Consider the following 25,175-nt stretch of genomic DNA (forward strand, 5'->3'; position numbering starts at 1 on the left):
CGACAACCGGAGAGTGCGATGAGCGCCATGCAATGGGAGCGTCTGCTTGACCCTACCCGCCTCAATGACAAGCACGGAGGCTCGCGCGATGAAATCGGGCGCAGTCCGTTCCATAAGGATCACGACCGTATTGTCTTCGCCGGCTCGTTCCGGCGCTTGGGGCGCAAGACGCAGGTCCACCCGCTGACCGACAACGATCATATCCACACCCGCTTGACGCATTCTCTGGAAGTGGGCTGCGTGGGGCGCTCGCTGGGCATGATCGTCGGCGAGGAGTTGCGTGAGCGACTGCCGGGTTGGATCACGCCGGCCGACTTGGGGGTCATCGTGCAGGCGGCCTGCCTGGGGCATGACATCGGCAATCCGCCGTTCGGGCATGCCGGCGAATATGCCATTCGCGACTGGTTCAAGCGCGCCGAGGCGGAGGGCAGCGGGCTGTTGGCCGAGCTTTCGCCGGCCGAGCGAGAGGACCTGCTGACTTACGAGGGTAACGCCCAAGGGTTTCGCATCGTCACGCAGATCGAGTACAACCAGTTCAATGGCGGCATGCGTCTAACCGCTGCCACGCTTGGCACGATGCTCAAGTACCCGTGGACGGTGGAGCGTGCCTCGCGGGCCGGCAAGTTCGGTTGTTACCAGTCGGAGCGCGAGCAATTGGGCGAGGTGGCCGAGCGTCTGGGTCTGTTGCCGCATGGCGAAACCGCCTGGTGTCGGCACCCGCTGGCGTATCTCGTCGAGGCCGCCGACGATATCTGCTACGCACTGCTGGATCTCGAGGACGGCCTGGAGATGGGCATTCTGCGCTACGACGAAGTCGCCGAGGTGCTCATCCAGATCGCCGGGGGGACGCCATCGGGCTATGACGACATGCGTGCCCGGGGCGTGTCCCAGCGTCGACGTATTGCGGCCTTGCGCGGCGCGGCGATGGAACGTGCGGTGAACGATGTCGCGGCAGTATTCGTGCAACATGAGAGTGCGCTGCTGAACGGCACCCTGAATGGCGACCTGCTCGAGCTGTGTCATCCCGACTTGGGATGGGGAGTAGGCACGGCCAAGCAGATCGCCCGCGAACGTATCTTCCAAAACGAACGCAAGGCCAAGCTGGAGATCGGGGCCTACACGACGCTGGGCATTCTCCTCGAAGCCTTCATCGGCGCGGCGTATGAGCTTCACCACAGCGGCGAGTCGTCCTTCAAGCACCAGCGCGTGCTGGCGTTGATCGGCGAGAACACGCCCAAGCCCTCATGGTCGCTCTATGCCAGCTATCGGCGCATGCTCGATTTCATCGGCGGCATGACTGACCACTACGCCGTCGATCTGGCGCAGGAGATGGGCGGTCGCCTGCGCGGCGAGTAATGTGCTCGCTACTCGCCGCGCAGGCGCAGGGTTACGGCGAGACGCTGCGCAGGCGTTCGGCCAACCAGGCACGGGTGCCGCTGTGGCCTTCGCGTTCGGCGCGTTCGGCCAGTTGCATGGCCAGCTCGATGTCGTCGGCCTTGAGAGCAGCGTTGATCATCCGCCGGTAATCGAAGTCAGGCGTGGAGGCGCCAGCGCTTGACTGGGATGCCTGCTTGTCGCGTGCAGTCGCGCTGCGGGTCTCCGTCACACTGTCGGCATGCGAGCGCGTGCCGAGAATCGGCGTTAGCAGGCCACCGCCGGTCTCGCGGGATTCGCTTTCTAGGGTAACATTGCCGGTGGCGCTGTGCTCGGCGATGGGGTCGGGGCCTGGGGGAAGCGCGAGACCGCGCACGCGGGCATAGACTTTTTCCGCGCTTTCATACTGCGTCGTGCCTTGGCGCGCGGTCTCGTTGCTGTAGATCACCATGTAGGTGGCATTGGGGCCGGGGGTGATGTCGAAGGTGGCGCCCAAACGCGCCCCGGCGAAACCATTGGGGCTGAGGTAGTCGAATTTATCGCTGGTGACGCGCTGCGTGGGCTGAAAATCCTCATCGAGGATCAGCACCGTGGGCGCGAAGACCTGATCCTTGGCGATGGTGCTGGTGAGTTTGAACGTCAGCGGCTCGCGCGTGCGCGGTAACTCGAACGCCTGGAAGTAGCTGGCCCCGTCCTCGAAACGGTGCATCGGGGCTTGTGTGTCGAGCGTTAACGACTGTGACTCACCGACCGCCAAGGACTGATAAGGCAAGGCGGCGAGCGTGTCGCAGCAGTCCGTGGCTTGGGCGAGCGCTCGTTGGCTTTGCTTGGCCGGCGTCACGGCGGTGTCGCCGTGGGGAACCAACGAGGCGCAGCCCGCTAGGCTGGTCAGGGCCAGTCCCGAGAGTAGGATGGCGATATGGCGTTGTGGCATGCAATGAACTCCCGAATGCAAAAGCGGCCCCGACGCTCACGCGGCGGGGCCCGAAGGATCGATACAGCTTACTAGCGTGTCAGCGGTCGCTTTGGTGACCGCCGAGCGATCAACTGCCCCACCAGACCTCCATCTGGGCGCCGAAGGTCAGACCATCGGTGTCGTTGAAATCGACGTTGTTGGGACCTGAGCCAGTATCCAGCGCGTGGGCTTGGCGATAGCCTTCTGCACTCAACTGTTCCTCATAGGCATCGCCGCTCCACTTGGCGTAGGTGGCAAACAAGCGAATGGTGGGACGAATCATGGCACCACGCCCGGCCGACCACTGCTGGGCGAGGGTCAATTTAGTGAGGTGATGATCACCACCGTCATAGCCGGCGACATTGCTTTGCGGTTCGATATGATCGTAGCCGAGTTCCATGGCGGTGCTCATGATGTCGTTCCAGTAATACACTGGGCGCACGCCTGCCGAGAACCACTTACGGCCGGAGTCGTCATCCATGTTCTTGTCTTCGTAGATGGCGGCGTAGAGCAGGTCGAGCTTATCCGGCATCAGCCAGACATGGCCACTATCGAGCACGCGCCACATGTCGCCTTCCTGCTCGAGGCTACCTGTGGAGCGACCCACTGCGTTGCCATTACTGGTGATGATGCCATCGGTGGCGTACTGCAGTGCTACGGTGTTGGAGCCGCCGAACCAGTTCGACTGAGTGTGCTCGATGGTGCCCATCCAACCCTTGTCACCCTCGTCGTAGTCGATGCCAGCATCGTCATAGTAGTCCTTCTGCCAATCCGATAGCGAGGCGCGGCCGTAGTCGACGCCCAGTTGCAGCGAGCCGCCGGGATTGGTGGGAATGTCCGTCCAGCGCACGTCAACGGTATCGTCGGAGAGCCGCTGATCCTCGTCGGGAAGGTTGTCACTATCCGAGCCGGAGCTTCTGACCCAAGCGAAGTTAAGCTTACCGGTGCCGACATCGATATCCGAGATCCCCACGCCTGGGCCGGAGACGTCCCAGTAGTAGAAGTCGTTCATGTGGATATCGTGGCGCTTGTAGAAGCGCTTACCGGCCCATAGCGTAGAGCCGTCGGGTAAGCCGCTGACGGCGTTGGTGCCGGTGACGAACATCTCGCGCAGGGCGATATTGTTGTCATCACCCTTGAGCGATTCGTCGTCGTTGGACTGCGAGGTGACGTAGGCGACGCGGCTGGCGAAGTCGAAAGTGGTGCCCTGCTGGTCGAAGAGATTGGCGCCCAGGCCCAGCTCGGCATAGGTTTCACATTCGTTGCCCAGGCGGTACTTGGCCGGTGCCCCTGCCGCCTTGAAGCAGGTCTGGCTGCCGCCGCCGGCAGTGGAGCCGATGCCCGAACGTGCGTACCCGAAAAAATTGGGATTGATATCGGCATGGGCCAGGGCCGGCATGACGCAGGAAGCGCCGATCAGAGCCGCGAGTAGCGGTCGGCGTGTGAACTGGCGTGAGTCTCTCATGAGATGTCCCTTGTGATGTTATTGGTCATGGTGACGTTGAATCGTTTCATGGCGTGTGAAACGCGATGGATCGTGCGCGTCGCTCAGTGAGCCGTGAGACCCGGCACTGAGGTCGTTGCGCAGGGGTCTTGATACCTCCTGAACGGTGAGTGGACGAGGTGAGCGTTTTTGGGTCCGCGCGAAGCGGGAGCGCAGTGGCGTGTCGACAGCGTCGGCATGAGGATCCCTTTGTTGTTGTTTTCGAAGCGTCGTTATTTTCTAGGTGCGATGACGAATGATGTTTTCGTCATGTACGACATTATTAGCACGGTGTCGTAAGTTTTCATTTTGACTATGGTATAAACGCCACTAAAGTTTAATCTCTAAACTTATCGGGGCGATTTGGTGTCGCTTTTCCGCTTAAATTGCGAATTTTTGCGCATTTTATATGGAAGGCCAAGTTACTTAGTTTTTTATATTTATTACTGCGATGAAATATTACGAAAAAGGCGTTTGCTTGCCTTCTCGCGGTAGAGGCGTCGGGTTGGGATATCGTGTGAGGATATGCTGACGGTGCCATCGTAAGATGGCTGACGTCGTGTGCTAGACGCAGATGGCTGGTGGCATGCTGCCGCCGTTATCTAATGGCGTGTTGTGCGTGGGGCGAGCAGCATTTTGTGGGCTGAGGTGGTTGGCCGACGCGCGCGCAAACGACGCCTCGGCATGCGTCGTTCAAGAGGTAGTGCCTCGAGAGGATGTGCCGCGAGGTCCGTCGCGCTTGACGCGCTGATCGAGTGCCTGAACAACGCGTTGGTGCGCGTCGTCGTTCATGGGCTTGAGCGGAGTACCATTGATCAGGGCGGCGAGCCCTTCGCCGTTGACGACCATCAGCCCGTTGGGGGCTTTCTCGATCTTTATCTCCCAGCCGGGTAGGACCAGCACACCTTGCACGGCGATATCGCCCAGGGAGTGGCGCGTCAGCCATTGACGGCACCAACTCGCGGCCATCCGTGTGTGTGCCAGGGACTGCCGTTCGCGCCAGCCCGGGAAGCGCAGGCGCTGCCCGGCCACCGTTACCTGAGTGCGGGGCTCGCCCATGACGTCCAGCGGTGGGGTCCGGGCACTGACCTCGACCACGAAGACCCCATGTGGGGTGACCACGACATGGTCGATGGCAAAGCTGTCGGAGGGCACATCATGAAACACGAAATAGGGGTGCGCCTCCGGACGGATCAGACGTTCCAGCTCCTGGCCCACGGCTAGCTCGCAGGCCAGACCCAGCTTGAGGCGGCGAATACGCTGCACGTCGCGAATCAACCGAAAGCACAGCACTAACGCCAGCAAGGTGGTCAAAAGCCCGTAAAGCGCCCATTCCAGCCAGCTGTGCCGGTTGGCGAACAGCATGCGTCCCATGCCATAGACCAGCGGCGCCAGGGTGATGATGGGCCCCAGTGCGCCATCCAGGAAGAGCGCAGCATAAGCGCGGTCGAGTCGGTCGCGTAGCGACTGTGCGGGTTCGCGCAGTGTGCGCCCGTCATAAGGTGATACGAGCGCGCCGTCTTCCAGGTGGCGTAGCGCCAGCACTACGAGCGCAGTGGCGCCGAGCGGGGCGAGAAAAATGATCGGCAGTACGTATTCCAGCCAAGCCATCACGGTCATCCTGGTCGAGAACGTGTTACATGAACGCCCATTCTAGCTAGCTTGTCGGAGATCGGCGATGCCGACGAGCGATGGGCGCTTGTCGCGACGTGGGACGCCGGTTGTATCATGTGAACATCGGCTTTCCCGGGAGATCACGATGTTCGATTCCTCAGCGTCGTCATTGGCGACCTTTCTTTCCCGTCATTCGCGGTTGTTCGTGCTCACTGGTGCCGGGATGAGTACCGATAGCGGCATCCCCGATTATCGTGATGAGCAGGGCGCTTGGAAACGCTCGCCGCCGATGACGCATCAAACGTTCATGCACAGCGATACCGCGCGTCGCCGTTACTGGGCGCGTAGCCTGGTGGGGTTCCAGGCGCTCTCCGAGGCGCGGCCTGGACGCGCGCATCGTGCGCTCGCCGCGCTGGAGCGTGCCGGACGCATCGAGCAACTGGTCACGCAGAATGTCGACGGACTCCACCAGCGTGCCGGGTCGCGGCGCGTGATCGACCTGCATGGTCAGGCCGACGTGGTGCGTTGCATGCACTGTGGGGCGACCCAGATGCGCCATGCCGTGCACGCCGCCTTGGCGCGTCTCAATCCCCAATGGACGGGCCTGGAGGCAAGCGTCGGGCCAGATGGCGATGCCGACTTGGCGCATGACGACTTCGGCGATTTCTCGCTGCTTTCATGCGCACGTTGCGGGGACGGTATCTTCAAGCCCGATGTGGTGTTCTTCGGCGACAGCGTGCCACGCTCCCGCGTGGACGCGGCATTCGCTGCGCTTGAACGCGCCGATGCGATGCTGGTGGTAGGCTCGTCGCTGATGGTGTATTCGGGCTATCGCTTTGCGCGTCGAGCGGCGGAATCGGGCAAGCCGATGGCCTGCATCAACATGGGGCGCACGCGCGCCGACGCGCTGTTCAGCCTCAAGGTCGAAGCGTCGGCGGGCGAGACGCTGGATGCTGCGCTGCGTTCCCTGGAAGGCACTATGCTCACCGAGGGACTGGTTTCTCCAGCCCCGGCGGCCAGGACCTAGCCCGGCATCGAATGTCGTGGCGCGTCCGCCCCGCTCATTTTCGTTCCACCCCCTAAGGTGAAGCGGGTTCCAGCGTTACGGTCGGGATGGTGCCGGTCTCGCCGTTGAAGACCTCGACGCGCTCACGGTTGAGATGCGTCAGCCGCCCTTGATCGCGCACTTCGGCCTGCAAGATGTACGTATGCGCCGCCTCGATGGCGCCCTGGTCGTATTGCAGCGTAACCTCGGTCGCGGTGGTGTCGACGCGTGTATAGCGGCTTTCCGCGACGGTGTCGCCATCATTGCTATCTTTCAGCGTGACATCGAGGATGGCATCGTCCGACAGCTCGGGCGGTTGATCGAAGACGACCCGCGCATCGAGCGTGGTGAAATCAGGGCCACTGGCACAGCCCGCGAGGCCAAGCAGCAATAAACCGGTGAGTACGGCATATAGGCGACGCGGCACGTTAGGCAAGGACATGAGGGCCTCCTCGCACAGGGAAGGGAAAGTAGCCGACGGAGCGCGTTCAACCGCCAGCCAGTTTGACGCGATAGCCGCGCGCTTCGAGTTCTGCCTTTAGCGTTTCGCGCTGATCGCCTTGAATCTCGATGATGCCATCCTTGATGGCGCCGCCAGTGCCACAGCGCTGCTTGAGCGCCTTGGCCAGAGCCTTGAGCGCGTCGGCCTTGAGCGGCACGCCGTCTACTAGAGTCACGCCCTTGCCCTTGCGTCCCTTGGTCTCACGGCGCAGGCGGACGGTACCGTCGAGGCTTGCCAGGCGTTCTTCCTCTGCGGTTTCGGCACAGCGACACTCGGCCAGCGGTGCCCGGCACTCGGGGCAGACCTCGCCATGTTCGGTGGAATATACCCGTCCGCGTAATTGATCCTGCAGCGATGCCATGCGTGCCTCCTGAATCGATGTGTCGCGGACCTCCATGATAACGCGCCATGCCGGTAGGCACGATATCGGTCAACGCCATGCGGTGGGAGTCAGTGCAGCACGGCTTCCAACTGTTCCAATTTCGCCACGGCGCTGGGTAGGTCGCGCATGTCATGCAAGGCGATGGCACCCTCGGGCGTGGTTTCGCGCTCGGGGAAGCGGTTGATGTGTATCGTGCGCATTCCCGCCGCCAGGCCTGCTGCGACGCCCACCTCGGCATCATCGATGACGACGCAGCGTTCGGGCGCAACCCCCATCTCGCGCGCGGCATGCAGGAACAGATCGGGATCGGGTTTCCAGCGCTCGATGGTGTAGCCGCTGTAGAGGCGGTCCCCGAAATAGGGGCGCAGGCCGGTGCTGTCGAGGGCGCGGCGAATCTTGTGCTCCGGACCGTTGGAGGCGACGCAGCGGGGGTATTCGGCGAGCCGGTCGAGCGCCTCGCGGACCCCCGGAATCGGTTGCAACTCGGTGCTCATGCGCGCCTGCATGGTGCGGCGCATCTCCGCCTCGGCGGCCTCTCGAGTGGTGTCATCCAGAGCCCCGAAACGGCGCTCCAGCTCGGCGACGATGTTGGCGAATCTGACGCCTCGAAACTCTTCCATGTATTGGGGCGCGGCGAAGGGTAATCCGGCGCGGGTCAGGACATCGGACATGACGTCGGCGAGAAGGGGTTCGCTATCGACCAGGGTGCCATCGCAGTCGAACAACAGGCACAACGGATGAGACATGGTGAAGCCTCGAGGGCATAGTGGATTAAACCGTTCATTGTCCCAAATATCGGCAGGCGACGCCCAGTCTTGATAAAGCACACCGAGTTTGCGAACGGCGTTTTTAAACGCTATCTAGAACTTTAGTTGTCCCTGGCCGTGATAGCAAGGCCAGGGAGGCGTTCAAAGCGATTGTCCGCGATTATACGAAGTCCGGCGTCAGCCAGCGCGGGATGGTAAGCACCAGCTCCGGAAAGATGATCAGCAACACGATCACCGCCACCATCACCGCCAGGTAGATAAGCGTCGTGCCCAAAGCCTTGAGCAGCGGGATACCGCCTATCTTTGCCGAGATCATCAGGCAGAGGCCGTAGGGCGGCGTAATGAGACCCAACCCCAGAGCCATGACGCCGATCACCCCGAACTGCACCGGATGCACGCCTGCCTGCATCGCCAGCGGCTGGAAGATCGGCGCCAGGATCGCCATCGCCGGCAGCGAGTCCATGAAGGTGCCGATGATTAGCATTACCACTGCCATGATGATCAGCAGCGTGGTCGGGTCGCTGATGGTGACCCCGGCCATCAGCTTGGGAGGAATCTGATAGAAACTGATCAAGTAACCGAAGATCGCTGCGCCGACCAGGCTGAAAAGCGACAGCGAACACAGCCGTACGGTGCTGGTCGAGGCCTCAAGCACGTGCTTGAAGGTCAGCTCACGGTAGACGAAGAAGCCCAGTGCCAAGGCGTAGAGAACGGCGATCACGGCAGCCTCGGTGGGGGTGACCAGGCCTAGAGTGATACCGCCGATGATGACGATGGGGATCCCCGCCGCCAGCAGGCCATCTTTGCCCGAGCTCATCAGTTCGGAGAACGTCGCGCGCTGGCGCACTGGGACGTCATAGCGGCGCACGTAGAGCAGGTTGAGCAAAAGTTGAGCAACGCCGATCATCACCCCGGGCAGTATGCCGCCGAGGAACAGCCCGGCGATCGAGGTGTTGGTCAGCGCGCCCCACACGATCATGTTGATCGATGGTGGGATGATGATGCCCATCACCGACGAGGCGGCGGTGACGGCCACCGCGAAATGGGTCGGATAGCCTTCACGCTTCATCGCCGGAATCAGCACCGTGCCGACCCCCGCGCTGTCGGCGGTGGACGAGCCCGAGACGCCGGCGAATAGCATGCTGACCATGACGTTGACGTGGGCCAGCGCGCCCTTGAAGTGACCGACCATGCGCATGCATAGGGTGATCAGCCGATCGGTGATGTGCGCCGAATTCATCAGGTTGCCGGCAAGCAGGAACAGCGGCACGGCAAGCAGCACGAACGAGTCCATGCCGTTGTACATGCGCTGGAACATCACCCACATGGTCAGCCGCGGATCGAGAAGGATCATGCTGAAGGCGGTCAGCACCAGCGACATGGCGATGGGGATGCCGGCGATGATCAGCACGCCAAGCAGGGCAAACAGCAGCCACGGCAGGATGAAGGTCCATTCCATCGGCATCATGAGCGTGGCCCTCGCGGTTGTTCGCTGGCGTCGAGCGGCGTGTCGTCGGCGCTCGCCAGCTCGTCCAGTTCGTTAGGGGTGTTGAGTTCGGCTTCCATGGCGTTCATGCCGTGGAGCGCGGCATGCAGCAGCCGCTCGAGGCTGTACAGAACGATGAATATGCCGCAGACAGTGAACGCCGAATAGACGTAGATCATCGGCAAGCCGGACGCAGTGGCGCTGCGTCTCAGGCCGGAGATGGCGAAATCCTTGCCGTAGTAGATGAAGATTACGCCCACCGCAAAGCAGGCCAGATCGCGGATCAGGCGGGTCGCCAGGTCTGCCCGCGTGCCGCGTGGAAACGCCTCGAGCACGAAATGGTCGGCATGATAGACGCCGATCGCCGTGCCCAGCATGATTAGCCACTGAAAGGCGAATCGGCTGAATTCCTCGGTCCAGTAGAGCCGCGGCAACAAGGGCAGGTTGCGGCTGACGATCTGGTAGATGATCAGCAGGATGAAGCCCAGCAACAACGCCAGCAGGATCGCGTTGAGCAGGCGCTCAAGCCCTCGGTTGAGCCGTGACAGGCCATGCAGCAGTGCGGCCATGGCGTTGTCCTCGTGGTTGATGATGAGAGGTGGGAAGAACCGGCGGGGCACCTGCGCACGATGCCCCGCGTTGGGCTCACTTGCCCACGTTGACGATCTTCTGATGCAACTCGCTCAGGCCCATCTCGTCGATGACCTGCTGGAGCGGCTCGGCAACGATCTCCATCATCCGCTCACGGTCCATCGGGTAGAGCGTCGCGCCCTCCTGCTTGAGGGTTTCGAGGGCCTCGGCATCCTGCTTGAGCTGGACGTCACGTGCGTAGCTGGCGGCTTCATTGGCGGCTTCCATCACTGCCTGCTGCTGGCTTTCGTCGAGCCCTTCCCAGCTCATCTGCGACATGGTCAGCAGGCGCACCGTGATGTCGTGCTCGGATAGGCCGATATGCGGCGCGACCTCATGAAAGCGCATGCGTTCGATCCACTCGGCCTCATTGAGCAGACCGTCGATCGCACCCAATTGCAGGCCGGTGTAGATCTCCTTCCAGGCCATTACCGTGGGCTCGGCGCCTAGCGCCTTCCACGCGGTGATAAGCGGCTTGGTGGGGTTGGTGCGCAGTTTCATGCCCTCGAGGTCGTCGAGGCTCTCGAGCGGGCGCGTGCTGACGATCTGGCGCTTGCCGCCGCCGAAGAAGGCCAGCACTTTCACGTCGGTCTCGTCCTCGATCTTGTCGGCGATCTCGCGGCCGACCTCACCATCGAGCACCGCACGCCAGTGGTCGACGTCGCGATACATGAACGGTATCGAGAACACATTGGCGGTATCCGAGAAGTCAGTGATCAGCCCGGGATTGATGATCGAGAGGTCAAGTGCGCCGGCCATCTGCTGCTCGAACATCTCGGTCTCGTGGCCGAGCACGGAGTTGCCCATGATGGTGACGGAAACATCTCCGTCAGTCTTGTCTTCGATCAATTCTTTGAAGCGTTCGGCCCCGAGCTGATAGGCGGTGTCCTCGGTACCGCCATGGCCGAAGCGTAAGTCTACGGCCTGGGCGCCACTGGCCAGTGTCATACCGAGCGTCAGCGCGACGATGCCAAGTGCACGCTTGGTGAAGGAGTGGCGAGATAGAGTTGGATCGATCCAGTGCTGAGTCATGATGTCACCTCGTTCATTGTTGTATCCGCCTCGGGCGGGCTGGCGTGACGCCTCGGTTAGGCGTCGAGAGTGGCGTGTGGATATCGTCGATACAGTGCTTCCCCATGGGCGGGAATGGGGTCGCATGAGTGACGCACTTGCAGGCGTGGTGTCAGGATTACTTGTTCGCGAGCGCCGCCAGGATTGGCAATGCGCCGCATGGCCAGTCGCGCCGCTTCCTCGCCGATGGAGAAAGGGTGCGTGGCAACACTGGTCAAAGGAGGCAGGCTCAGAGCCGCTTCCTCGATATCGTCGGTACCGATGATCGCGCAGTCTTCGCCGGGTATCAGACCCAACCGCTGAAGTCCCAGCATGGCGCCTAGTGCCATTAGATCGTTGTGGCAGATCACGGCCGTGGGGCGAGGAGTTTCTTGCATCAGTGTCTGGATGCCCTCGAAACCGGCGCGGCGTGTCACAGGTCCGCGCACGATGCCCAGTACCTCGCCGAGCCCCTGCGCGTGCATGGCGTCGTGATAACCCTGGTGGCGGGCGCGTGTGGCGGAGTGCTCGGCTTCGCCGCCGAGAAATACGATGCGACGGTGGCCGAGCGCCACGAGATGATCCACTGCTTGTCGTACACCGAGTTCGAAATCGGTACCGGCGTAGTCGAACGGGGGCGTACCGATATGGCGCAATACCTGAACGCAAGGCATGTTCCAGCCCATCAACTGGGTGAGCAGTGCGGGATCAGTACCTTCGGCGGGACATAGCAGCAAGCCGTCGACACGTTGCTCGCGCATGCGCTCCAGAAAGCGCTGCTGCCGCTCGGGAGAATCTTCGCTGTTGGCCAGGAACGAGACATAGTTTTCGCGGTGCAGGACCGAATCGATACCCGCGACCATGGCACCGAAGAACGGATTGGCGATGTCGTAGACGACCACGCCGAGGGTAAAGGTATGACTGGCGCGTAGCGCTGCCGCTCCACGGTTGTAGACATATCCCAGAGCTTTGATTGAGGCCTGCACCCGCGTTCGAGTGGAATCCGCCACTAGCGGGCTTTCGCGCAGTACCAGCGAGACCGTAGAGCGTGAGACTCCGGCATGGGCCGCGATGTCCTGCAGCGTGACGCTTTGACGCGCGCTCTCGCGTGGGGATGATGGGGGCTCGGAGGATTCGGCCATGGCTGGTTTGCCTCGTTTTGGATTGATCCAAATATGAGAGTCAGCCTAGAAGAGTCACCGCCTCGTCCCCATTCGCCTTTGGTCCAAGTGCGACCAGAGTCGTAGGTGGGATGCGTTAGAACGCGTTCAAAGCGATTGTCCGCCGGTGAGTTCGATGCGTTCACCGTTGAGCCAGTTGAAATCGCTCGACAATAGGCTCGCGACGGCGGCGCCGATATCATCCGGCTTGGCGGTGCGTCCTAGCGGCGTGATCGAGCGGAAGTGAGCGTTGAGATCCGGATCGTCGCGCACCGCGCCGCCTGCGAAGTCGGTTTCCACGGCGCCAGGGGCGATGGCGTTGACCGTGATCCGGCGCTCGCCGAGTTCCTTGGCCATATAACGCGTGGTCACCTCCAGCGCGCTCTTCATCGCCGAATAGGCGCAGTGATTGTCCAGCACGAAGCGCGTGGCGGCGGTGGAGACGTTCAGGATGCGTCCGCCCCGGGCGATCATTGGCAGCAGGGCTTGGCTGAGCAGGAAGGGGCCCTTGAAGTGGGTGCGGTAGAGGGCGTCGAGATCATCCTCGGTGGTCTCTTCGTAGGGAGCGAGAATGCCCTCGCCCGCATTGTGGACCACGGCGTCTAGCTCCGTACGGCCGAAAGTGTCTTTCAGCGTATCCGCCACGTTGTCCTTGAATTCGGCGAAGGCGGTGCTGTCGCCGATATCGAGTTTGAGCATCGCCGCCGTGCCGCCGGCGGCCTCGATTTCGCGGGCGACCGACAGGGCGTCGTCGCGGTGACTGCGGTAGGTGCCGATGACGCCAACGCCGGCGGCGGCGAGGTGCAACGCCATGCTACGGCCGAGGCCCCGGCCGGCGCCGGTGATGAGGGCAATGCTGGAGGACATGGGTAGCTCCCGAAGCGGAAAGTGGGCGGCGTTGGGGCCGCTGTCAGTGAGCACTGCCTGGGGGCGGGACACTAGGTTTCAAGCGTGCGTGCATGAAACGAAAACGCCTGCACCGAGAGGAGCAGGCGTGAAAGGACGTGGCGCGTACGGCGTATGGGGAAGACGTCAGCCGCGCGGTGTGACGTCGTTGTAGGGGCTGGGCGGTTGCTGGCCCTCGAGGGCGGCGATGACGTTGTCAACGGCGCGCTGGGCCATGGCCTCGCGCGTTTCATGCGTCGCCGAGCCGATGTGCGGCAGGGTCACGACGTTGTCCATCCGCGTGAACGGCGAGTCGCCGGGCAGCGGTTCCTGAGCGAAGACATCGAGCCCCGCAGCGTGGATCTCGCCGCTGGAGAGCGCCTCGATCAGGGCCTCCTCGTCGACCACCTTGCCACGCGCGATATTGATCAGAATCGCCGAGGACTTCATGCGCTTGAGCACGTCCGCGTCGATCAAGCCGGTGGTCTCGGTGGTCAGGGGCACGTTGACGCAGACGAAGTCGGACTGCTCGAGCAAGGCATCGAATTCGCAGTGCGTGGCGCCGAGTTCCGCTTCAAGGGCCGGCTTGGGCGAAGCGTGGGTGTAGAGCACCTGCATGCCGAAGCCCAGTGCGCCGCGACGCGCGATAGCCTGGCCGATGCGCCCGAAGCCGATCATGCCCAGCGTCTTGCCGTGGACATCGGTGCCGAAGTGAGGCTCGCCGATACTGCTCGTCCACTGGCCTTGCTTGACCATGTTGGCCAGTTCCACCGCGCGACGGGCGCTGGCCATGATCAGCAGGAAGCCGGTGTCCGCGGTGGTTTCGGTGAGCACGTCCGGCGTGTGGCAGAGCAGAATGTTGCGCCGGGTCAGCTCGTCCACGGGGTAGTTGTCGACCCCCACCGAGATGCTCGAAATGGCTTCCAGGTGTGGGGCATCATCGAGCAGCTCGGAGGTGACCGGCAAACTGGCGCCTAGCAGGCCGTGCGCTTCGCTCAGCGCTTCACGAAACGCGGGGTCGTCGGCGCTTTCCAGATGGTCAAAATAATCGACGTGGAAGTGTGTGCGCAGTTGTTCGAGGTGATGGGGCTTGAGTCGCCCGAAGGCGAGGATGCGCTTGGTCATGCAGGGCTCCTGATCGTGAAATACAGCATGGTGGCGTGTCGTCACGCCATTGGATGTGCGGCTTCCAGGTCGCGCAGTCGGTCCCGGTGCGGCAGGCCTTCCATGTCACCGACGACCTGAACCTGTTCGGCGCCGATGAGATTGCCGCGATGCGCGGCCTGGCGTGGCGAGCACCCGTCGAGCAAGGCGCTGATCACACCCACCGCGAAGCCATCGCCAGCCCCCACGGTATCGACGACCCGGGAGACGGCCACTCCCTTCACTATGCCGGCATCGTCTGCCGTGCGCACGTAGCTGCCTTCCGGACCGAGCTTGATGATGACCCCGCTGGCGCCTTGATCGAGGTAATAGCCGGCGATGTCGTGCGCGTTATCGAGGCCGGTCAGGCGCTGGCCCTCGGCGAGCCCCGGTAGCACCCAGTCGGCGTGTGCGGCCAGCGCATTGAGGGTCTCGCGCATCTCGGCTTCGCTGTTCCACAGCGAGGGCCGCAGGTTGGGATCGAAGCTGATCGTGAGACCGGCCTCGCGCGCGCGTTCCAGCATGTGGAAGGCAAGTTCGCGTGTACTGGGTGAGAGCGCGGGGGGCAAGCCGGTGGCGTGTAGGTGGCGCACTCCCTGAAAGTCGAGATCGCGCACGTCGGCAACGCCCAGGTGGCTGGCGGCGCTGCCGCGCCGGTAATAGGCCACCTTGGGATCCTCGCCGTGTTCGGCGCGTTCCTTGAAGACTAGGCCGGTGGGATGCTCGGTATCGGTGCTCAGGTAGCGGCAGTCGAGCCCTTCGGCGTCGAGCGTGTGGCGGATGAAGCGGCCGAAGCCATCGTCACCGACGCGGCTGATCCAGGCGACGTGAAAGGCTAGCCGCGCCAGGCCGATGGCGACATTGGTATCGGCGCCGGCGATGCGCCGCTGGAAGCGCTCGACCTCGGCCAGGTCGCCGGGCGTTTCGGCGATGAACAGCGTCATCGCTTCACCGAAAGTCAGGATATCCGGTGTAGTGGAATCGTTCATGAAAAGATCCTGAAGGAAGCTGCAAAAGCGGTTGCCGAGGGCACGGCATCACGACGGGTCGAGCGATCGTCGATAGGAAAACCCCATCATAGAAATACCGGGGCATTACGACAATCGAACATACCTAGACTTTGGTCGGGAAGGTGGCGCTAAAGGAGAGCGGGGAGGTAGGTTGCGCGGGGCGTTGCGCCCCGCGCATGCGTGCTTCAGCTGACATGCGTGTGGATCAACTGCACCTTGTCCTGCAGCAGTGGCAGGAAGGTATGCGTCAGGGTGTCGAAGTCGATGCGGGCGGCATTGGTGCTGATGTTGATGGCGCCGAGCAGCTTGCCGTTGGCGTCGAAGGCCGGCACTGCCAGGGAGCGCAGACCGGGGTCCAGCTCTTGGTCGACGATACTGTAGCCCTGCTGGCGAACCTGCTCGATGCAGTTACGCAACTGCGCCCTGTCGGTGATCGAGCGTTCGGTGTGGGCCTCAAGCGCCACCCGTTCCAGGTAGGCCTCCAGCGCGTCGTCGGCGAGCTGGGCCAGCAGCACCCGCCCCATCGAGGTGTAAGTCGCCGGCAGCCGCGTGCCGACCGACAGGGTAATCGCCATCAGTCTATGCTTAGCGGAAGAGCGGGCTACGTACATCACCTCGTCGCCGTCCAGCACCCCCAGTGACGAGGATTCGCCGATCTCGGCGGTGATGTCTTCCAGGTACTGCTGGATTACCGAGCGATAGTTGTTGGCCGACAAGAAAGCATAGCCGAGCTGCAGGACCTTGGGCGCGAGCTCGAAGTGGCGCTGTTGCTTGCGCACGTAACCCTGGGCATGGAGCGTCAGCAGGAAGCGACGGGCGCGGGCCCGGTTCATCCCCGTCTTGGTGGCCACCTCGCTCAGTGTCATGCGCGGGGTATCGGCGTCGAAGGCCTGTATCACCTCCAGCCCGCTAGCCAGGGCGGTGACGAAGTCACGATCGTCGGTGGTCAGGGTTTCGTCATGCATGAGGGCATCATCACTGCGGTTGCGTATCGAGTTACTAGGCCATCCACCCTCAACCTAACATAATGTTCGAGTAGCGAACACTTGCACGCTTTGGGCAGAGGTGGCGGCTCCTGCCCCGTCGTCCGCCTTACCTTACGGAGATTCTGCCAAGCCCGCCGAGATGCTCCAGTCACCCTTAATGAGTCCCGAGGCTCTGATGGCCAGCCGCGACGAGGACTTCGTCGGCGTCATACTGGCCTTCGAACAGGCCCTGGCCGGCGCCGTCGACAAACTGGCGTTGGATGTCTCGTTGCTGACTCAGTCCGAAGTCGCGGAAGTCAGCGAGCCTGCTGTCCCGGGTGCCGGTGGTTCGTCGTCGATGCCCCATAAACGCAACCCGGTGATCTGTGCCCGCTTTCTCGCTGAGGTGCTAGGGGCAGACGCCGCACAGCGTGTTGCCAAGGAGGCCGCCGAGACCTCGCGTCACGAGCGTCGTGACTATGCCGATGTGCTCCTGGCTGACGAGGAGATAGCCAGGCAGGTGGATGCGCAGCGCCTGCGGGCATGTGTCGATCCAGGTTTATACATTGGTAGTAGCCCGTGGCAGGTTCAGCGCGTGCTGGATATGTTTGAAGCCATGTAATTTACTATTTTTAAAGCGTTAATTGTTTTTTTGTCCTTGGGGCAACGCGATTGCGTTGCCCTTTTGTGCGTTTGACCGGCCGTCGCAATCCCGATAATTTTGTTCGTATCACAAACCAGTGTTCACCAAGCGAACAAGTTGCGAGGCAATCCGCATGGCCGAATTTCTTAGCCTCCATGACGCCGTGGCGCGCTATGTCGAAGATGGCGCCACCGTGGCCATGGAAGGCTTCACCCACCTGATTCCCTTCGCCGCCGGACACGAGGTCATTCGCCAGCGCAAGCATGACCTGACGCTGATCCGCATGACGCCGGACTTGGTCTACGACCAATTGATCGGCGCCGGGTGTGCCAAGAAGTTGATCTTCTCGTGGGGCGGTAACCCCGGCGTGGGGTCGCTACATCGCTTGCGCGATGCGGTGGAGAAAGGCTGGCCGCACAAGGTGGAGATCTTCGAGCACAGTCATGCGGCCATGGCGTGCGCGTTCGAGGCCGGCGCGGCGGGCCTGCCATTGGCGGTATTGCGCGGTTACGTGGGCAGCGAGTTGCCCAGCGTCAACGATCAGATCAAGTACATCGAATGTCCATTCACAGGCGAGCGCCTCGCGGCGGTGCCTTCGGTGCGCCCGGACGTATCTCTGGTGCATGCGCAGAAGGCGGATCGCAAGGGCAACGTGCTGGTGGAAGGCATCATCGGCGTGCAGAAGGAGGCGATCCTGGCGGCGGGCAAGAGCATCGTCACCGTCGAGGAAATCGTCGACGATCTCGAGGCCGGTCCCAATGCCTGCGTGATCCCCGGCTGGGCCATCGACGCCATCGCCGTCGCCGAGAAGGGCGCTTACCCCTCCTACGCTCACGGTTACTACCCGCGCGACAACCGCTTCTACAAGGAGTGGGATACCATCGCGCGCGATCGCGACACCTTTCAGGCATGGCTCGATGAGAATATCTACAACGCAGGAGGTCAGGCCCAATGAGTAACGAATATACCTCCTCGGAAATGATGACCGTGACGGCGGCGAAGGCGCTGGAGAACGGCATGACCTGCTTCGTGGGCATCGGCTTGCCGTCCGAGGCCGCCAACCTGGCGCGCCTGACGCACGCACCGGACGTGGTGCTGATCTATGAGTCTGGCACGCTGCAGACCAAGCCGGACGTGCTACCGCTTTCCATTGGCGATGGCGAGCTTTGCGAGTCGGCGCTGACCACCGTGTCGGTGCCGGAAATGTTCCGCTACTGGCTGCAGGGCGGCAAGATCGATGTGGGCTTTCTGGGCACCGCGCAGATCGATCGCTACTGCAACCTCAACACCACGCTGATCGGCGATTATCAGGCGCCCAAGGTGCGCTTGCCCGGCGGCGGCGGGGCACCGGAGATCGCGACCTGCGCCGGTGAGGTGTTCATCACGCTCAAGCATTCCAAGCGGACCTTCGTCGACCAGGTGGATTTCATCACCACCCTCGGCTTCGGTCGCGACGGCAAGGCGCGTGACGGGGTGCCCAATATCGGCCGTGGCCCGACCCGGGTGATCACCGACCTGTGCGTGATGAAGCCCGATCCCGAGACTCGCGAGCTGGTAGTGGTATCGCTGCATCCGGGCGTGACCGCCGAGCAGGTGCAGGACGCGACCGGCTGGGAGATCCGTTTCGCCGAGCAGCTCGACACCACGCCGATGCCTTCCGCGAATGAGCTCGACGTGTTGCGGGATCTCAAGGCGCGTACCGAACGCAAACATGCCGGTGAGGCGTGAGGAGAATTCGATGAGCGATGTTTGGTTGTGTCATCCCACGCGTTCCGCCGTGGGACGTTTCGGCGGCTCGCTGGCCAGCGTCCGTCCCGACGACCTGGCGGCCACGATTTTCCGGGCCGTGCTGGCGCAGGCGCCGGACCTCGAGCCGGCGGCCATCGATGAAGTGATCATGGGCTGCGCCAATCAGGCCGGCGAGGACAATCGCAACGTGGCGCGCATGTCGGCGTTGCTGGCCGGGCTGCCCACCTCCGTGCCCGGTACCACGATGAACCGCCTGTGTGGGTCGGGCATGGACGCCGTGGGCACCGCATTTCGCGCCATCAAGGCGGGCGAGTTCGAGTTGGCCCTGGCCGGCGGCGTGGAGTCCATGTCGCGCGCACCGTTCGTGATGGGCAAGGCCGAGACGGCATTCTCGCGCAGCCAGGCGATCGAGGACACGACCATCGGCTGGCGTTTCGTCAATCCGCTGATGAAGAACCACTACGGCGTCGAGTCGATGCCCGAGACCGCCGAGAACGTCGCCGAGCAGTTCCACGTGTCCCGCGAGGATCAGGATGCCTTCGCCGTGCGCTCGCAGCAGAAGACCGAGCGTGCCCAGCAGTCCGGGCGCCTGGCGCAGGAGATCACGCCGGTCGAGGTGCCGCGTCGCAAGCAGGACCCCCTGGTCGTCGATCAGGACGAGCATCCGCGCGCAGGTACCACTCTGGAAAAGCTGGCCAAGTTGCCCACGCCGTTTCGCGACGGCGGCAGCGTGACCGCGGGCAATGCCTCGGGCGTCAACGACGGGGCGGCGGCGATGCTGGTCGCCAGTGACGCCGCTGTCGCGCGCCATGGTCTCACTCCGATGGCGCGGATCCTGGGCATGGCCACCGCCGGCGTCGAACCGCGCATCATGGGCATGGGCCCGGTACCGGCGACGCGCAAGCTGCTCGAGCGTCTGGGTATCGGCATCGATGAGGTCGACATCATCGAGCTCAACGAAGCCTTTGCCGCCCAGGGGCTGGCATGCCTGCGTGAACTGGGCGTGGCCGATGACGATCCGCGCGTCAATCCCAACGGCGGTGCGATCGCGCTGGGACATCCGCTGGGCATGTCCGGGGCGCGGCTGCTGCTGACTGCAGCGCACGAGCTGCATGTACTGAACAAGCGTTACGCCCTTTGCACCATGTGTGTCGGCGTGGGCCAGGGCGTGGCCACTTTGATCGAACGCGTTTAGAAAACTACCAGATGAGTTACCAATGGAAGCAATAACCAACTTTTCTGTACGGGTCGTACAGCGTTATCTACCCAGTGCATTTGTCCTGGCAGTGATTCTCACCGCTATCGTTTTTGTGTTGGGCGTCGCCGTTGGCGGTGAGTCACCCATGAACATGGCGGATTACTGGGGTGATGGGTTCTCGAGCCTGTTCAAGTTCGGAATGCAGATGACTCTGGTGTTGCTGACGGGTTATGTGCTGGCACTGACCCCGGTGGTACAGAGTCTCTTGACCGGTTTGACCAGGCGGGCCAATACGCCGAAGCAGGCGTTAGTGCTGACGATCGTGGTGAGCTTTGTCTGTTACTACCTGAATTGGGGCTTCGGCATGGTGGCTGGTGCCATCCTGGCGCGGGAGATGGGGCGTCGGGTCGCTATTCACTTCCCGCTGATTGTTGCCGCAGCCTACGGTGGCGAGTTGGTGCGTGGTCCCTCTTCCTCCATCCCGCTGGTTATAGCAACTCCTGACCACTTCATGGAAGACGCTATCGGTATCGTGCCTGTGACTGAAACCCTCTACTCCGTCTGGAATATTGCGCTGACAGTCGGTCTGCTATGCCTGTTGGTAATCTTCTTCATGCTCCAGAAACAGCCTGAAAAGATCATCCGGCTGGAAGCGGACAGCGAAGAAGGGCGGGATGCGCCGGCTCCAGAAAAGGCCTACCAAAGCCCATCGGATCGTATTGAGAAGAGCCGCTGGCCGACGCTTTTCCTCGGTCTACTGGCAGCGGGATATTTACTGAACAAAGTGATTTTTCAGGGATTCAGCATCGATCTGAACACGATCATTCTGATCTTTCTGGCCTTGGGCCTTCTCTTGCACCAGAGCCCAGCCGCTTATCTAGGTGCGGCGGAGAAGGCGGTCAATGCGGCTCGCGGAATTATCGTTCAATTCCCACTCTATGCGGGTATCGCCGGCATGATGACCAGTGCTGGCCTGGTTACCCAGTTTTCTGAAGCCATTATCTCGGTCGCCACACCAGAGACGTTCCCTCTGCTGACGTTCCTGTCTGCGGGTGCAGTGAACTTTTTCATTCCATCCGGCGGTGGGCAGTGGGCTATTCAGGGGCCCATCATGATGGAAGCGGCTGCAGCGCTGGGGGCTGACCCGGCACAGACCATCATGGCTTTCACCTGGGGAGATGGCTGGACCAACCAGATCCAGCCCTTCTGGGCGCTTCCCTTGCTGGGTGTGGCCGGCCGTTCGGCGCGCGACATCATGGGCTATCTGGTGATCTGGTTGATTATCTCCGGCGCTGCCATCGTCAGTACCTTTGTGGCATTGGTCGTATTTGGCTAGAGCCACTTTCAAGTAGTGAGTCAGTGATGTCCTTTATCAATATCAACGGCTGCACGGTTGCCTATCGCGATAGCGGTGCAGCCGCGCTGTTGGCGCATCTCTGGGCGTGAGCCAGAACGTGTGGGAGGGTGTGGTCGCTGCCTTGCATGGCCGCTTCCGCTGCGTGACTTGGGATCTGCTCGGCCATGGCGCCAGTGGCGGCCTGATCTTGGCGGCCATCTACCTCCCGAGCTGGACGATGTGCTGGGAGTGGCACGCTTGCATTTCGTGGGTACCTCGGTCAGGGGCGTGATCAGCTAGCTGTTGCTGATCCTGTGTCCTGAGAGTCTTTCCGATGTCGTGCTGATCAATACCGGCGCGTTCATCGACACCCCGACAACGGGCACACGCGGGTCTCGCACGTACGTCAAAGACGTCGCTCACAAAAAGCCGGCCAGCTCATCGCGCCCCAGGTTGGCGCCGGTGACGATGACCACGATATCGCCTTGCGGCGGTAGTGTCGCCGCGCTTTCGAGCAGGGCGGCCACCCCCACGGCGGCGCCAGGCTCCGCGACTAGCTTGGTCTGGTAAAGCAAGTGGCGCATGGCACGGTGGATGGCATCTTCATCCACGTCGACGAGCTCGGCGACGTGTTGGCGACTCAGCGGATAGGTGTGCTCGCCGACGATAGCGGCGGCGAGACTCTTGGCGCAGCTTTGCACCTCACTGAGCCTAGCGGGGCCACCCTGGGCCCAGGCATGCGCCATGCTCGCCGCCCCGCTGGGTTCCACGCCGATCAGCGAGAGCGAGGGGCGCAGCGCCGACGTCGCCACGCCGATGCCCCCGATCAGGCCGCCGCCACCGACCGGGCACAGAATCGCCTGGGCGTCCGGCGCCTGCTCGAGCACCTCGAGCCCCAGCGTGCCCTGGCCGGCGATGATGCGTTCGTCGTCATAGGGATGCACCAGCGTCAGGCCGCGTTCCTCGACCATTTCATGCATCAATGTCCAGGCCGCGTTGATATCGCCATGCAGGATGACCTCCGCACCCAGCGCGCGGCTTCCTTCGACCTTGAAGGGACTCGCATTCTCGGGCATCACGATGGTTACGGGCACGCTCCTTTGCTGTGCCGCCCAGGCTAGGCCCAAGGCGTGGTTGCCGGCGGAAACGGCGCCTAGCCCACCGACAAGTTCCGCGTCGCGGGCCGTGCGTAGCCAGTTCAGCGAACCGCGTGCCTTGAAGGAGCCGGTGTGCTGAAATGACTCTGCCTTGAGCCACACGCGCCGTCCCAGACGCTCGGACAGCGTCTGGTCGAGCAACAGCGGTGTCGGCGCGAGGGCCTCGGCGATCCGTTCCCGCGCGCGTTGGACATCGCTTACTTCCATTTGATATTGCAGCCCATGGAAGGCGTCTGCTGCGCTGACGGTGCGCGGTCCGCGAGCACGGCGTTGGCGGCGGCCCGTAAATCCTCCCCGGTGACCGGCGTCTCCTTGCTGGGTCGGCTGGCGTCGAACTGCCCTCGGTAGGCCAAGCGATGCTCATGGTCGAAGAGGAAGAAGTCCGGAGTACAGGCTGCCTCGAAAGCACGTGCCACGTCCTGGCTTTCATCCACCAGATAATCGAAGGTGTAGCCGCGTGCGTCGATTTCTGCACGCATGTTCTCGGGATTGTCGTCCGGATGGGCGTGAAAGTCGTTGCTGTTGATGGCGATCACCGCCAGGCCCTTGGCCTGATACTCGCGGGCGAAATCGGCGAAGGCATCCGCGATGTGCTTGACGAAGGGGCAGTGGTTGCAGATGAACGCGACGAGGATCGGCCGCCCGGCGAAATCGGCGCTGTCGACTTCCTTGCCGTCGGCATCGGGAAGCTGAAATGCCGGCAGTGGGGAGCCCAGTTCGGTCATGGTGGAAGGTGTCAATGACATGGGGACCTCCGATGCGCGCTGAATATCACTCACGCCTTATGACGGGCGAGAAGCCTGCCTTCATTCTAGGCGCGATTGGCCCCTCAAGGGCAAGGGTGCCTCTGAGAGGGGCATTGTCTAGGCGCGTTGGGCAGACATGAGGTTACGCCAAGCGAGCAGTGCGATGAGCAGGAACAACAGCGCGGCGATGCTGAACAACAGGGGGAAACCGCCGAGGCCGAACAACAGGGCGCCGAGAAACGGCCCGCTGGCCATGCCCATGAAGCTAAAGAAGTTGTAGGGTATCAAGTTCGTTGATAATTGCTATTAGCCTGCATATTAATTATCCGGCTAGGCTCGCATGACCACGACGCGGCCCGACGAGGCGCGTCTTCGCATGTCGATTGAGGTGAGACACATGACACAAGCACCGTTGTTTGCCGGCCAGGATGCCCAGCCGATCGCAGGAGGCTGGCGCCAGGGAAGTGCCGAGCGCCGCCTGACCGTGACCAACCCGTATTCCGGGGAAACGCTGCTCGAGCTGGCGATGGCCGACCGGCAAGACCTGGACGCGGCCTATCGCCATGCGCAGGCGGCCCAGGCCGAATGGGCGGCGCTGGGGCCGAACGCGCGTGGCGATGTCATGCGGCGCGCGGTGGCGATCTTCGACGAGCGCCATGACGAGATCATCGACTGGATCATTCGCGAGTCGGGCAGTACGCGGATCAAGGCGCAGCTTGAGTGGAACGCGGCACGGGCGATTACTCAGGAAGCGGCGAGCATGCCGACCCGGGCCCATGGCCGCATCCTGCCGTCTGACATTCCTGGCAAGGAAAGTCGCGTCTATCGGGCGCCGCTGGGCGTGGTGGGCGTGATCAGCCCGTGGAACTTCCCGCTCAACCTGAGCGCTCGCTCGGTGGCGCCGGCGCTGGCGCTGGGCAACGCGGTGGTCGTCAAGCCGGCCAGCGACACGCCGGTGACCGGCGGACTGCTGCTGGCACGTATCTTCGAAGAGGCAGGGTTGCCACCGGGCGTGTTGAGCGTCGTCGTCGGTGCCGGTTCCGAGATCGGCGATGCCTTCGTCGAGCATCCCGTTCCTTCGTTGATCACCTTCACCGGCTCCACCCCCGTGGGGCTCAACATCGGTCGCCTGGCGAGCGGCGGCAAGCATCTCAAGCACGTCGCCCTGGAACTCGGCGGCAACAGTCCCTTCGTGGTGCTGGCGGATGCCGATGTGGAGCAGGCGGTCGATGCGGCGGTGGTCGGCAAGTTCCTCCATCAGGGCCAGATTTGCATGGCGATCAATCGCATCATCGTCGAAGAGCCGTTGCGTGACGCCTTCACCACTCGCTTCGTCGAACGCGTCAAGGCATTGCACCTGGGCGACCCCGCCGACCCCGAGACCGCCGTGGGGCCGATCATCAACGCCAAGCAGCTCGAGGGACTCCAGACCAAGATCGCCAAGGCGCATGCCGAGGGCGCCACCTTGCTGACCGGAGGCGACCCCGAGGGTAATGTCTTGCCGCCGCACGTGTTCGGCGATGTCACGGCGGACATGGAATTGGCCGACGAAGAGATTTTCGGGCCGCTGGTGGGGATTCAGTCCGCGCGTGACGAAGCGCATGCGCTGGAGCTGGCCAACCGCACCGAGTTCGGTCTGTCGAGCGCGGTCTTCACGAGCAACCTGGAACGCGGCGTGCGCTTCGCGCAGGGCATCAAGGCGGGCATGACCCATGTCAACGACATCCCCGTCAACGACGAGCCGCATGCGCCGTTCGGCGGCGAAAAGAACTCCGGCCTGGGCCGCTTCAATGGCGACTGGGCGATCGATGAGTTCACCACGGAGCACTGGATCACGCTGCAGCATGAACCGCGCCAGTATCCGTTCTAACCCATAGGCGGGAGCGATACCCGGG

25 protein-coding genes are annotated in these 25,175 nt (G+C 62.7%); 8 read left to right on the forward strand and 17 right to left on the reverse strand.

Features of this window, described 5'->3' with window-relative positions; translation table 11 throughout:
- The first annotated feature begins 18 nt into the window (after positions 1 to 18).
- Entirely contained in the window at positions 19 to 1,356 is a 1,338-nt protein-coding gene (locus L1075_RS09260; protein ID WP_040240791.1) for a deoxyguanosinetriphosphate triphosphohydrolase, read from the forward strand.
- 31 nt (positions 1,357 to 1,387) lie between these two features.
- Here L1075_RS09260 and L1075_RS09265 read toward each other — a convergent pair whose 3' ends face one another.
- The 3 genes from L1075_RS09265 to L1075_RS09275 all read right to left on the reverse strand — a co-directional run bounded on the left by L1075_RS09265 (position 1,388) and on the right by L1075_RS09275 (position 5,423).
- Complete coding sequence (locus L1075_RS09265; RefSeq protein WP_246941529.1) at positions 1,388 to 2,308, reverse strand: MalM family protein; 921 nt, start codon at positions 2,306 to 2,308, stop codon at positions 1,388 to 1,390.
- A gap of 109 nt (positions 2,309 to 2,417) precedes the next feature.
- Positions 2,418 to 3,794, reverse strand: a complete 1,377-nt coding sequence (locus L1075_RS09270; protein WP_246941531.1) for a maltoporin — start codon at positions 3,792 to 3,794, stop codon at positions 2,418 to 2,420.
- A gap of 711 nt (positions 3,795 to 4,505) precedes the next feature.
- A complete protein-coding gene (locus L1075_RS09275; RefSeq protein WP_246941533.1) occupies positions 4,506 to 5,423 on the reverse strand; it encodes a nuclease-related domain-containing protein in 918 nt (305 codons plus the stop codon).
- 148 nt (positions 5,424 to 5,571) lie between these two features.
- Here L1075_RS09275 and L1075_RS09280 point away from each other — a divergent pair, with 148 nt between their 5' ends.
- The gene (locus L1075_RS09280; RefSeq protein ID WP_246941535.1) at positions 5,572 to 6,453 is read left to right on the forward strand and encodes an NAD-dependent protein deacetylase; all 882 of its coding nucleotides are present in this window, start codon (positions 5,572 to 5,574) and stop codon (positions 6,451 to 6,453) included.
- A 52-nt stretch (positions 6,454 to 6,505) separates the two neighbouring features.
- Here L1075_RS09280 and L1075_RS09285 read toward each other — a convergent pair whose 3' ends face one another.
- The 11 genes from L1075_RS09285 to L1075_RS09335 all read right to left on the reverse strand — a co-directional run bounded on the left by L1075_RS09285 (position 6,506) and on the right by L1075_RS09335 (position 16,451).
- Positions 6,506 to 6,913, reverse strand: coding sequence for a YbaY family lipoprotein (locus L1075_RS09285; protein ID WP_178998320.1), 408 nt, complete (start codon positions 6,911 to 6,913; stop codon positions 6,506 to 6,508).
- A gap of 46 nt (positions 6,914 to 6,959) precedes the next feature.
- The gene (locus L1075_RS09290; protein ID WP_040240804.1) at positions 6,960 to 7,334 is read right to left on the reverse strand and encodes a translation initiation factor Sui1; all 375 of its coding nucleotides are present in this window, start codon (positions 7,332 to 7,334) and stop codon (positions 6,960 to 6,962) included.
- An 89-nt stretch (positions 7,335 to 7,423) separates the two neighbouring features.
- Positions 7,424 to 8,101 (reverse strand): HAD family hydrolase, encoded by a 678-nt coding sequence (locus tag L1075_RS09295; RefSeq protein ID WP_178998319.1) that lies wholly within the window; start codon positions 8,099 to 8,101, stop codon positions 7,424 to 7,426.
- Positions 8,102 to 8,282: 181 nt separating this feature from the next.
- The gene (locus L1075_RS09300) at positions 8,283 to 9,590 is read right to left on the reverse strand and encodes a TRAP transporter large permease (RefSeq protein WP_178998318.1); all 1,308 of its coding nucleotides are present in this window, start codon (positions 9,588 to 9,590) and stop codon (positions 8,283 to 8,285) included.
- Positions 9,587 to 10,177: a TRAP transporter small permease gene (locus L1075_RS09305; RefSeq protein ID WP_246941537.1), complete on the reverse strand. Its 591-nt coding sequence runs from the start codon at positions 10,175 to 10,177 to the stop codon at positions 9,587 to 9,589. Before L1075_RS09305 ends, L1075_RS09300 begins: the two co-directional genes overlap by 4 nt.
- A 76-nt stretch (positions 10,178 to 10,253) precedes the next feature.
- Complete coding sequence (locus L1075_RS09310; RefSeq protein ID WP_246941539.1) at positions 10,254 to 11,270, reverse strand: TRAP transporter substrate-binding protein; 1,017 nt, start codon at positions 11,268 to 11,270, stop codon at positions 10,254 to 10,256.
- 56 nt (positions 11,271 to 11,326) lie between these two features.
- Positions 11,327 to 12,430, reverse strand: coding sequence for a LacI family DNA-binding transcriptional regulator (locus L1075_RS09315; RefSeq protein ID WP_246941541.1), 1,104 nt, complete (start codon positions 12,428 to 12,430; stop codon positions 11,327 to 11,329).
- A 126-nt stretch (positions 12,431 to 12,556) separates the two neighbouring features.
- Entirely contained in the window at positions 12,557 to 13,315 is a 759-nt protein-coding gene (locus L1075_RS09320) for an SDR family NAD(P)-dependent oxidoreductase (RefSeq protein ID WP_246941543.1), read from the reverse strand.
- A gap of 165 nt (positions 13,316 to 13,480) precedes the next feature.
- Complete coding sequence (locus L1075_RS09325) at positions 13,481 to 14,458, reverse strand: 2-hydroxyacid dehydrogenase (protein WP_246941545.1); 978 nt, start codon at positions 14,456 to 14,458, stop codon at positions 13,481 to 13,483.
- Between the two features lie 41 nt (positions 14,459 to 14,499).
- Positions 14,500 to 15,465: a sugar kinase gene (locus L1075_RS09330; RefSeq protein WP_246941547.1), complete on the reverse strand. Its 966-nt coding sequence runs from the start codon at positions 15,463 to 15,465 to the stop codon at positions 14,500 to 14,502.
- A gap of 206 nt (positions 15,466 to 15,671) precedes the next feature.
- Complete coding sequence (locus L1075_RS09335) at positions 15,672 to 16,451, reverse strand: IclR family transcriptional regulator domain-containing protein (RefSeq protein WP_246941549.1); 780 nt, start codon at positions 16,449 to 16,451, stop codon at positions 15,672 to 15,674.
- A gap of 178 nt (positions 16,452 to 16,629) precedes the next feature.
- Between L1075_RS09335 and L1075_RS09340 the strand changes: the two genes are divergently transcribed.
- The 5 genes from L1075_RS09340 to L1075_RS09360 all read left to right on the forward strand — a co-directional run bounded on the left by L1075_RS09340 (position 16,630) and on the right by L1075_RS09360 (position 21,377).
- A complete protein-coding gene (locus L1075_RS09340; protein ID WP_281504136.1) occupies positions 16,630 to 17,073 on the forward strand; it encodes a lyase family protein in 444 nt (147 codons plus the stop codon).
- A 154-nt stretch (positions 17,074 to 17,227) separates the two neighbouring features.
- Entirely contained in the window at positions 17,228 to 18,049 is an 822-nt protein-coding gene (locus L1075_RS09345) for a CoA transferase subunit A (protein ID WP_246941553.1), read from the forward strand.
- Positions 18,046 to 18,822 carry a CoA-transferase subunit beta gene (locus tag L1075_RS09350; RefSeq protein WP_246941555.1) on the forward strand — a complete coding sequence of 259 codons (777 nt, stop codon included), beginning with the start codon at positions 18,046 to 18,048 and terminating at the stop codon, positions 18,820 to 18,822. Before L1075_RS09345 ends, L1075_RS09350 begins: the two co-directional genes overlap by 4 nt.
- 10 nt (positions 18,823 to 18,832) lie before the next feature.
- Entirely contained in the window at positions 18,833 to 20,038 is a 1,206-nt protein-coding gene (gene pcaF / locus L1075_RS09355) for a 3-oxoadipyl-CoA thiolase (protein ID WP_246941556.1), read from the forward strand.
- 22 nt (positions 20,039 to 20,060) lie between these two features.
- Positions 20,061 to 21,377 (forward strand): short-chain fatty acid transporter, encoded by a 1,317-nt coding sequence (locus L1075_RS09360; RefSeq protein ID WP_246941557.1) that lies wholly within the window; start codon positions 20,061 to 20,063, stop codon positions 21,375 to 21,377.
- Between the two features lie 419 nt (positions 21,378 to 21,796).
- On the opposite strand, the gene L1075_RS09365 is transcribed toward L1075_RS09360, so the two are convergent.
- The 3 genes from L1075_RS09365 to L1075_RS09375 all read right to left on the reverse strand — a co-directional run bounded on the left by L1075_RS09365 (position 21,797) and on the right by L1075_RS09375 (position 23,568).
- Complete coding sequence (locus L1075_RS09365) at positions 21,797 to 22,741, reverse strand: threonine ammonia-lyase (RefSeq protein ID WP_246941558.1); 945 nt, start codon at positions 22,739 to 22,741, stop codon at positions 21,797 to 21,799.
- Positions 22,732 to 23,280: a thioredoxin family protein gene (locus tag L1075_RS09370; RefSeq protein WP_246941559.1), complete on the reverse strand. Its 549-nt coding sequence runs from the start codon at positions 23,278 to 23,280 to the stop codon at positions 22,732 to 22,734. Before L1075_RS09370 ends, L1075_RS09365 begins: the two co-directional genes overlap by 10 nt.
- A gap of 117 nt (positions 23,281 to 23,397) precedes the next feature.
- Entirely contained in the window at positions 23,398 to 23,568 is a 171-nt protein-coding gene (locus L1075_RS09375; RefSeq protein WP_246941560.1) for a hypothetical protein, read from the reverse strand.
- A 109-nt stretch (positions 23,569 to 23,677) separates the two neighbouring features.
- On the opposite strand from L1075_RS09375, the gene L1075_RS09380 reads away from it, so the two are divergent.
- On the forward strand, positions 23,678 to 25,150 hold the full coding sequence (locus tag L1075_RS09380; protein WP_246941561.1) for an aldehyde dehydrogenase family protein: 1,473 nt from the start codon (positions 23,678 to 23,680) through the stop codon (positions 25,148 to 25,150).
- The last annotated feature ends 25 nt before the right edge of the window (positions 25,151 to 25,175 follow it).

The sequence above is a fragment of the Chromohalobacter beijerinckii genome (genome assembly GCF_023061185.1).
GTDB lineage: Bacteria > Pseudomonadota > Gammaproteobacteria > Pseudomonadales > Halomonadaceae > Chromohalobacter > Chromohalobacter beijerinckii.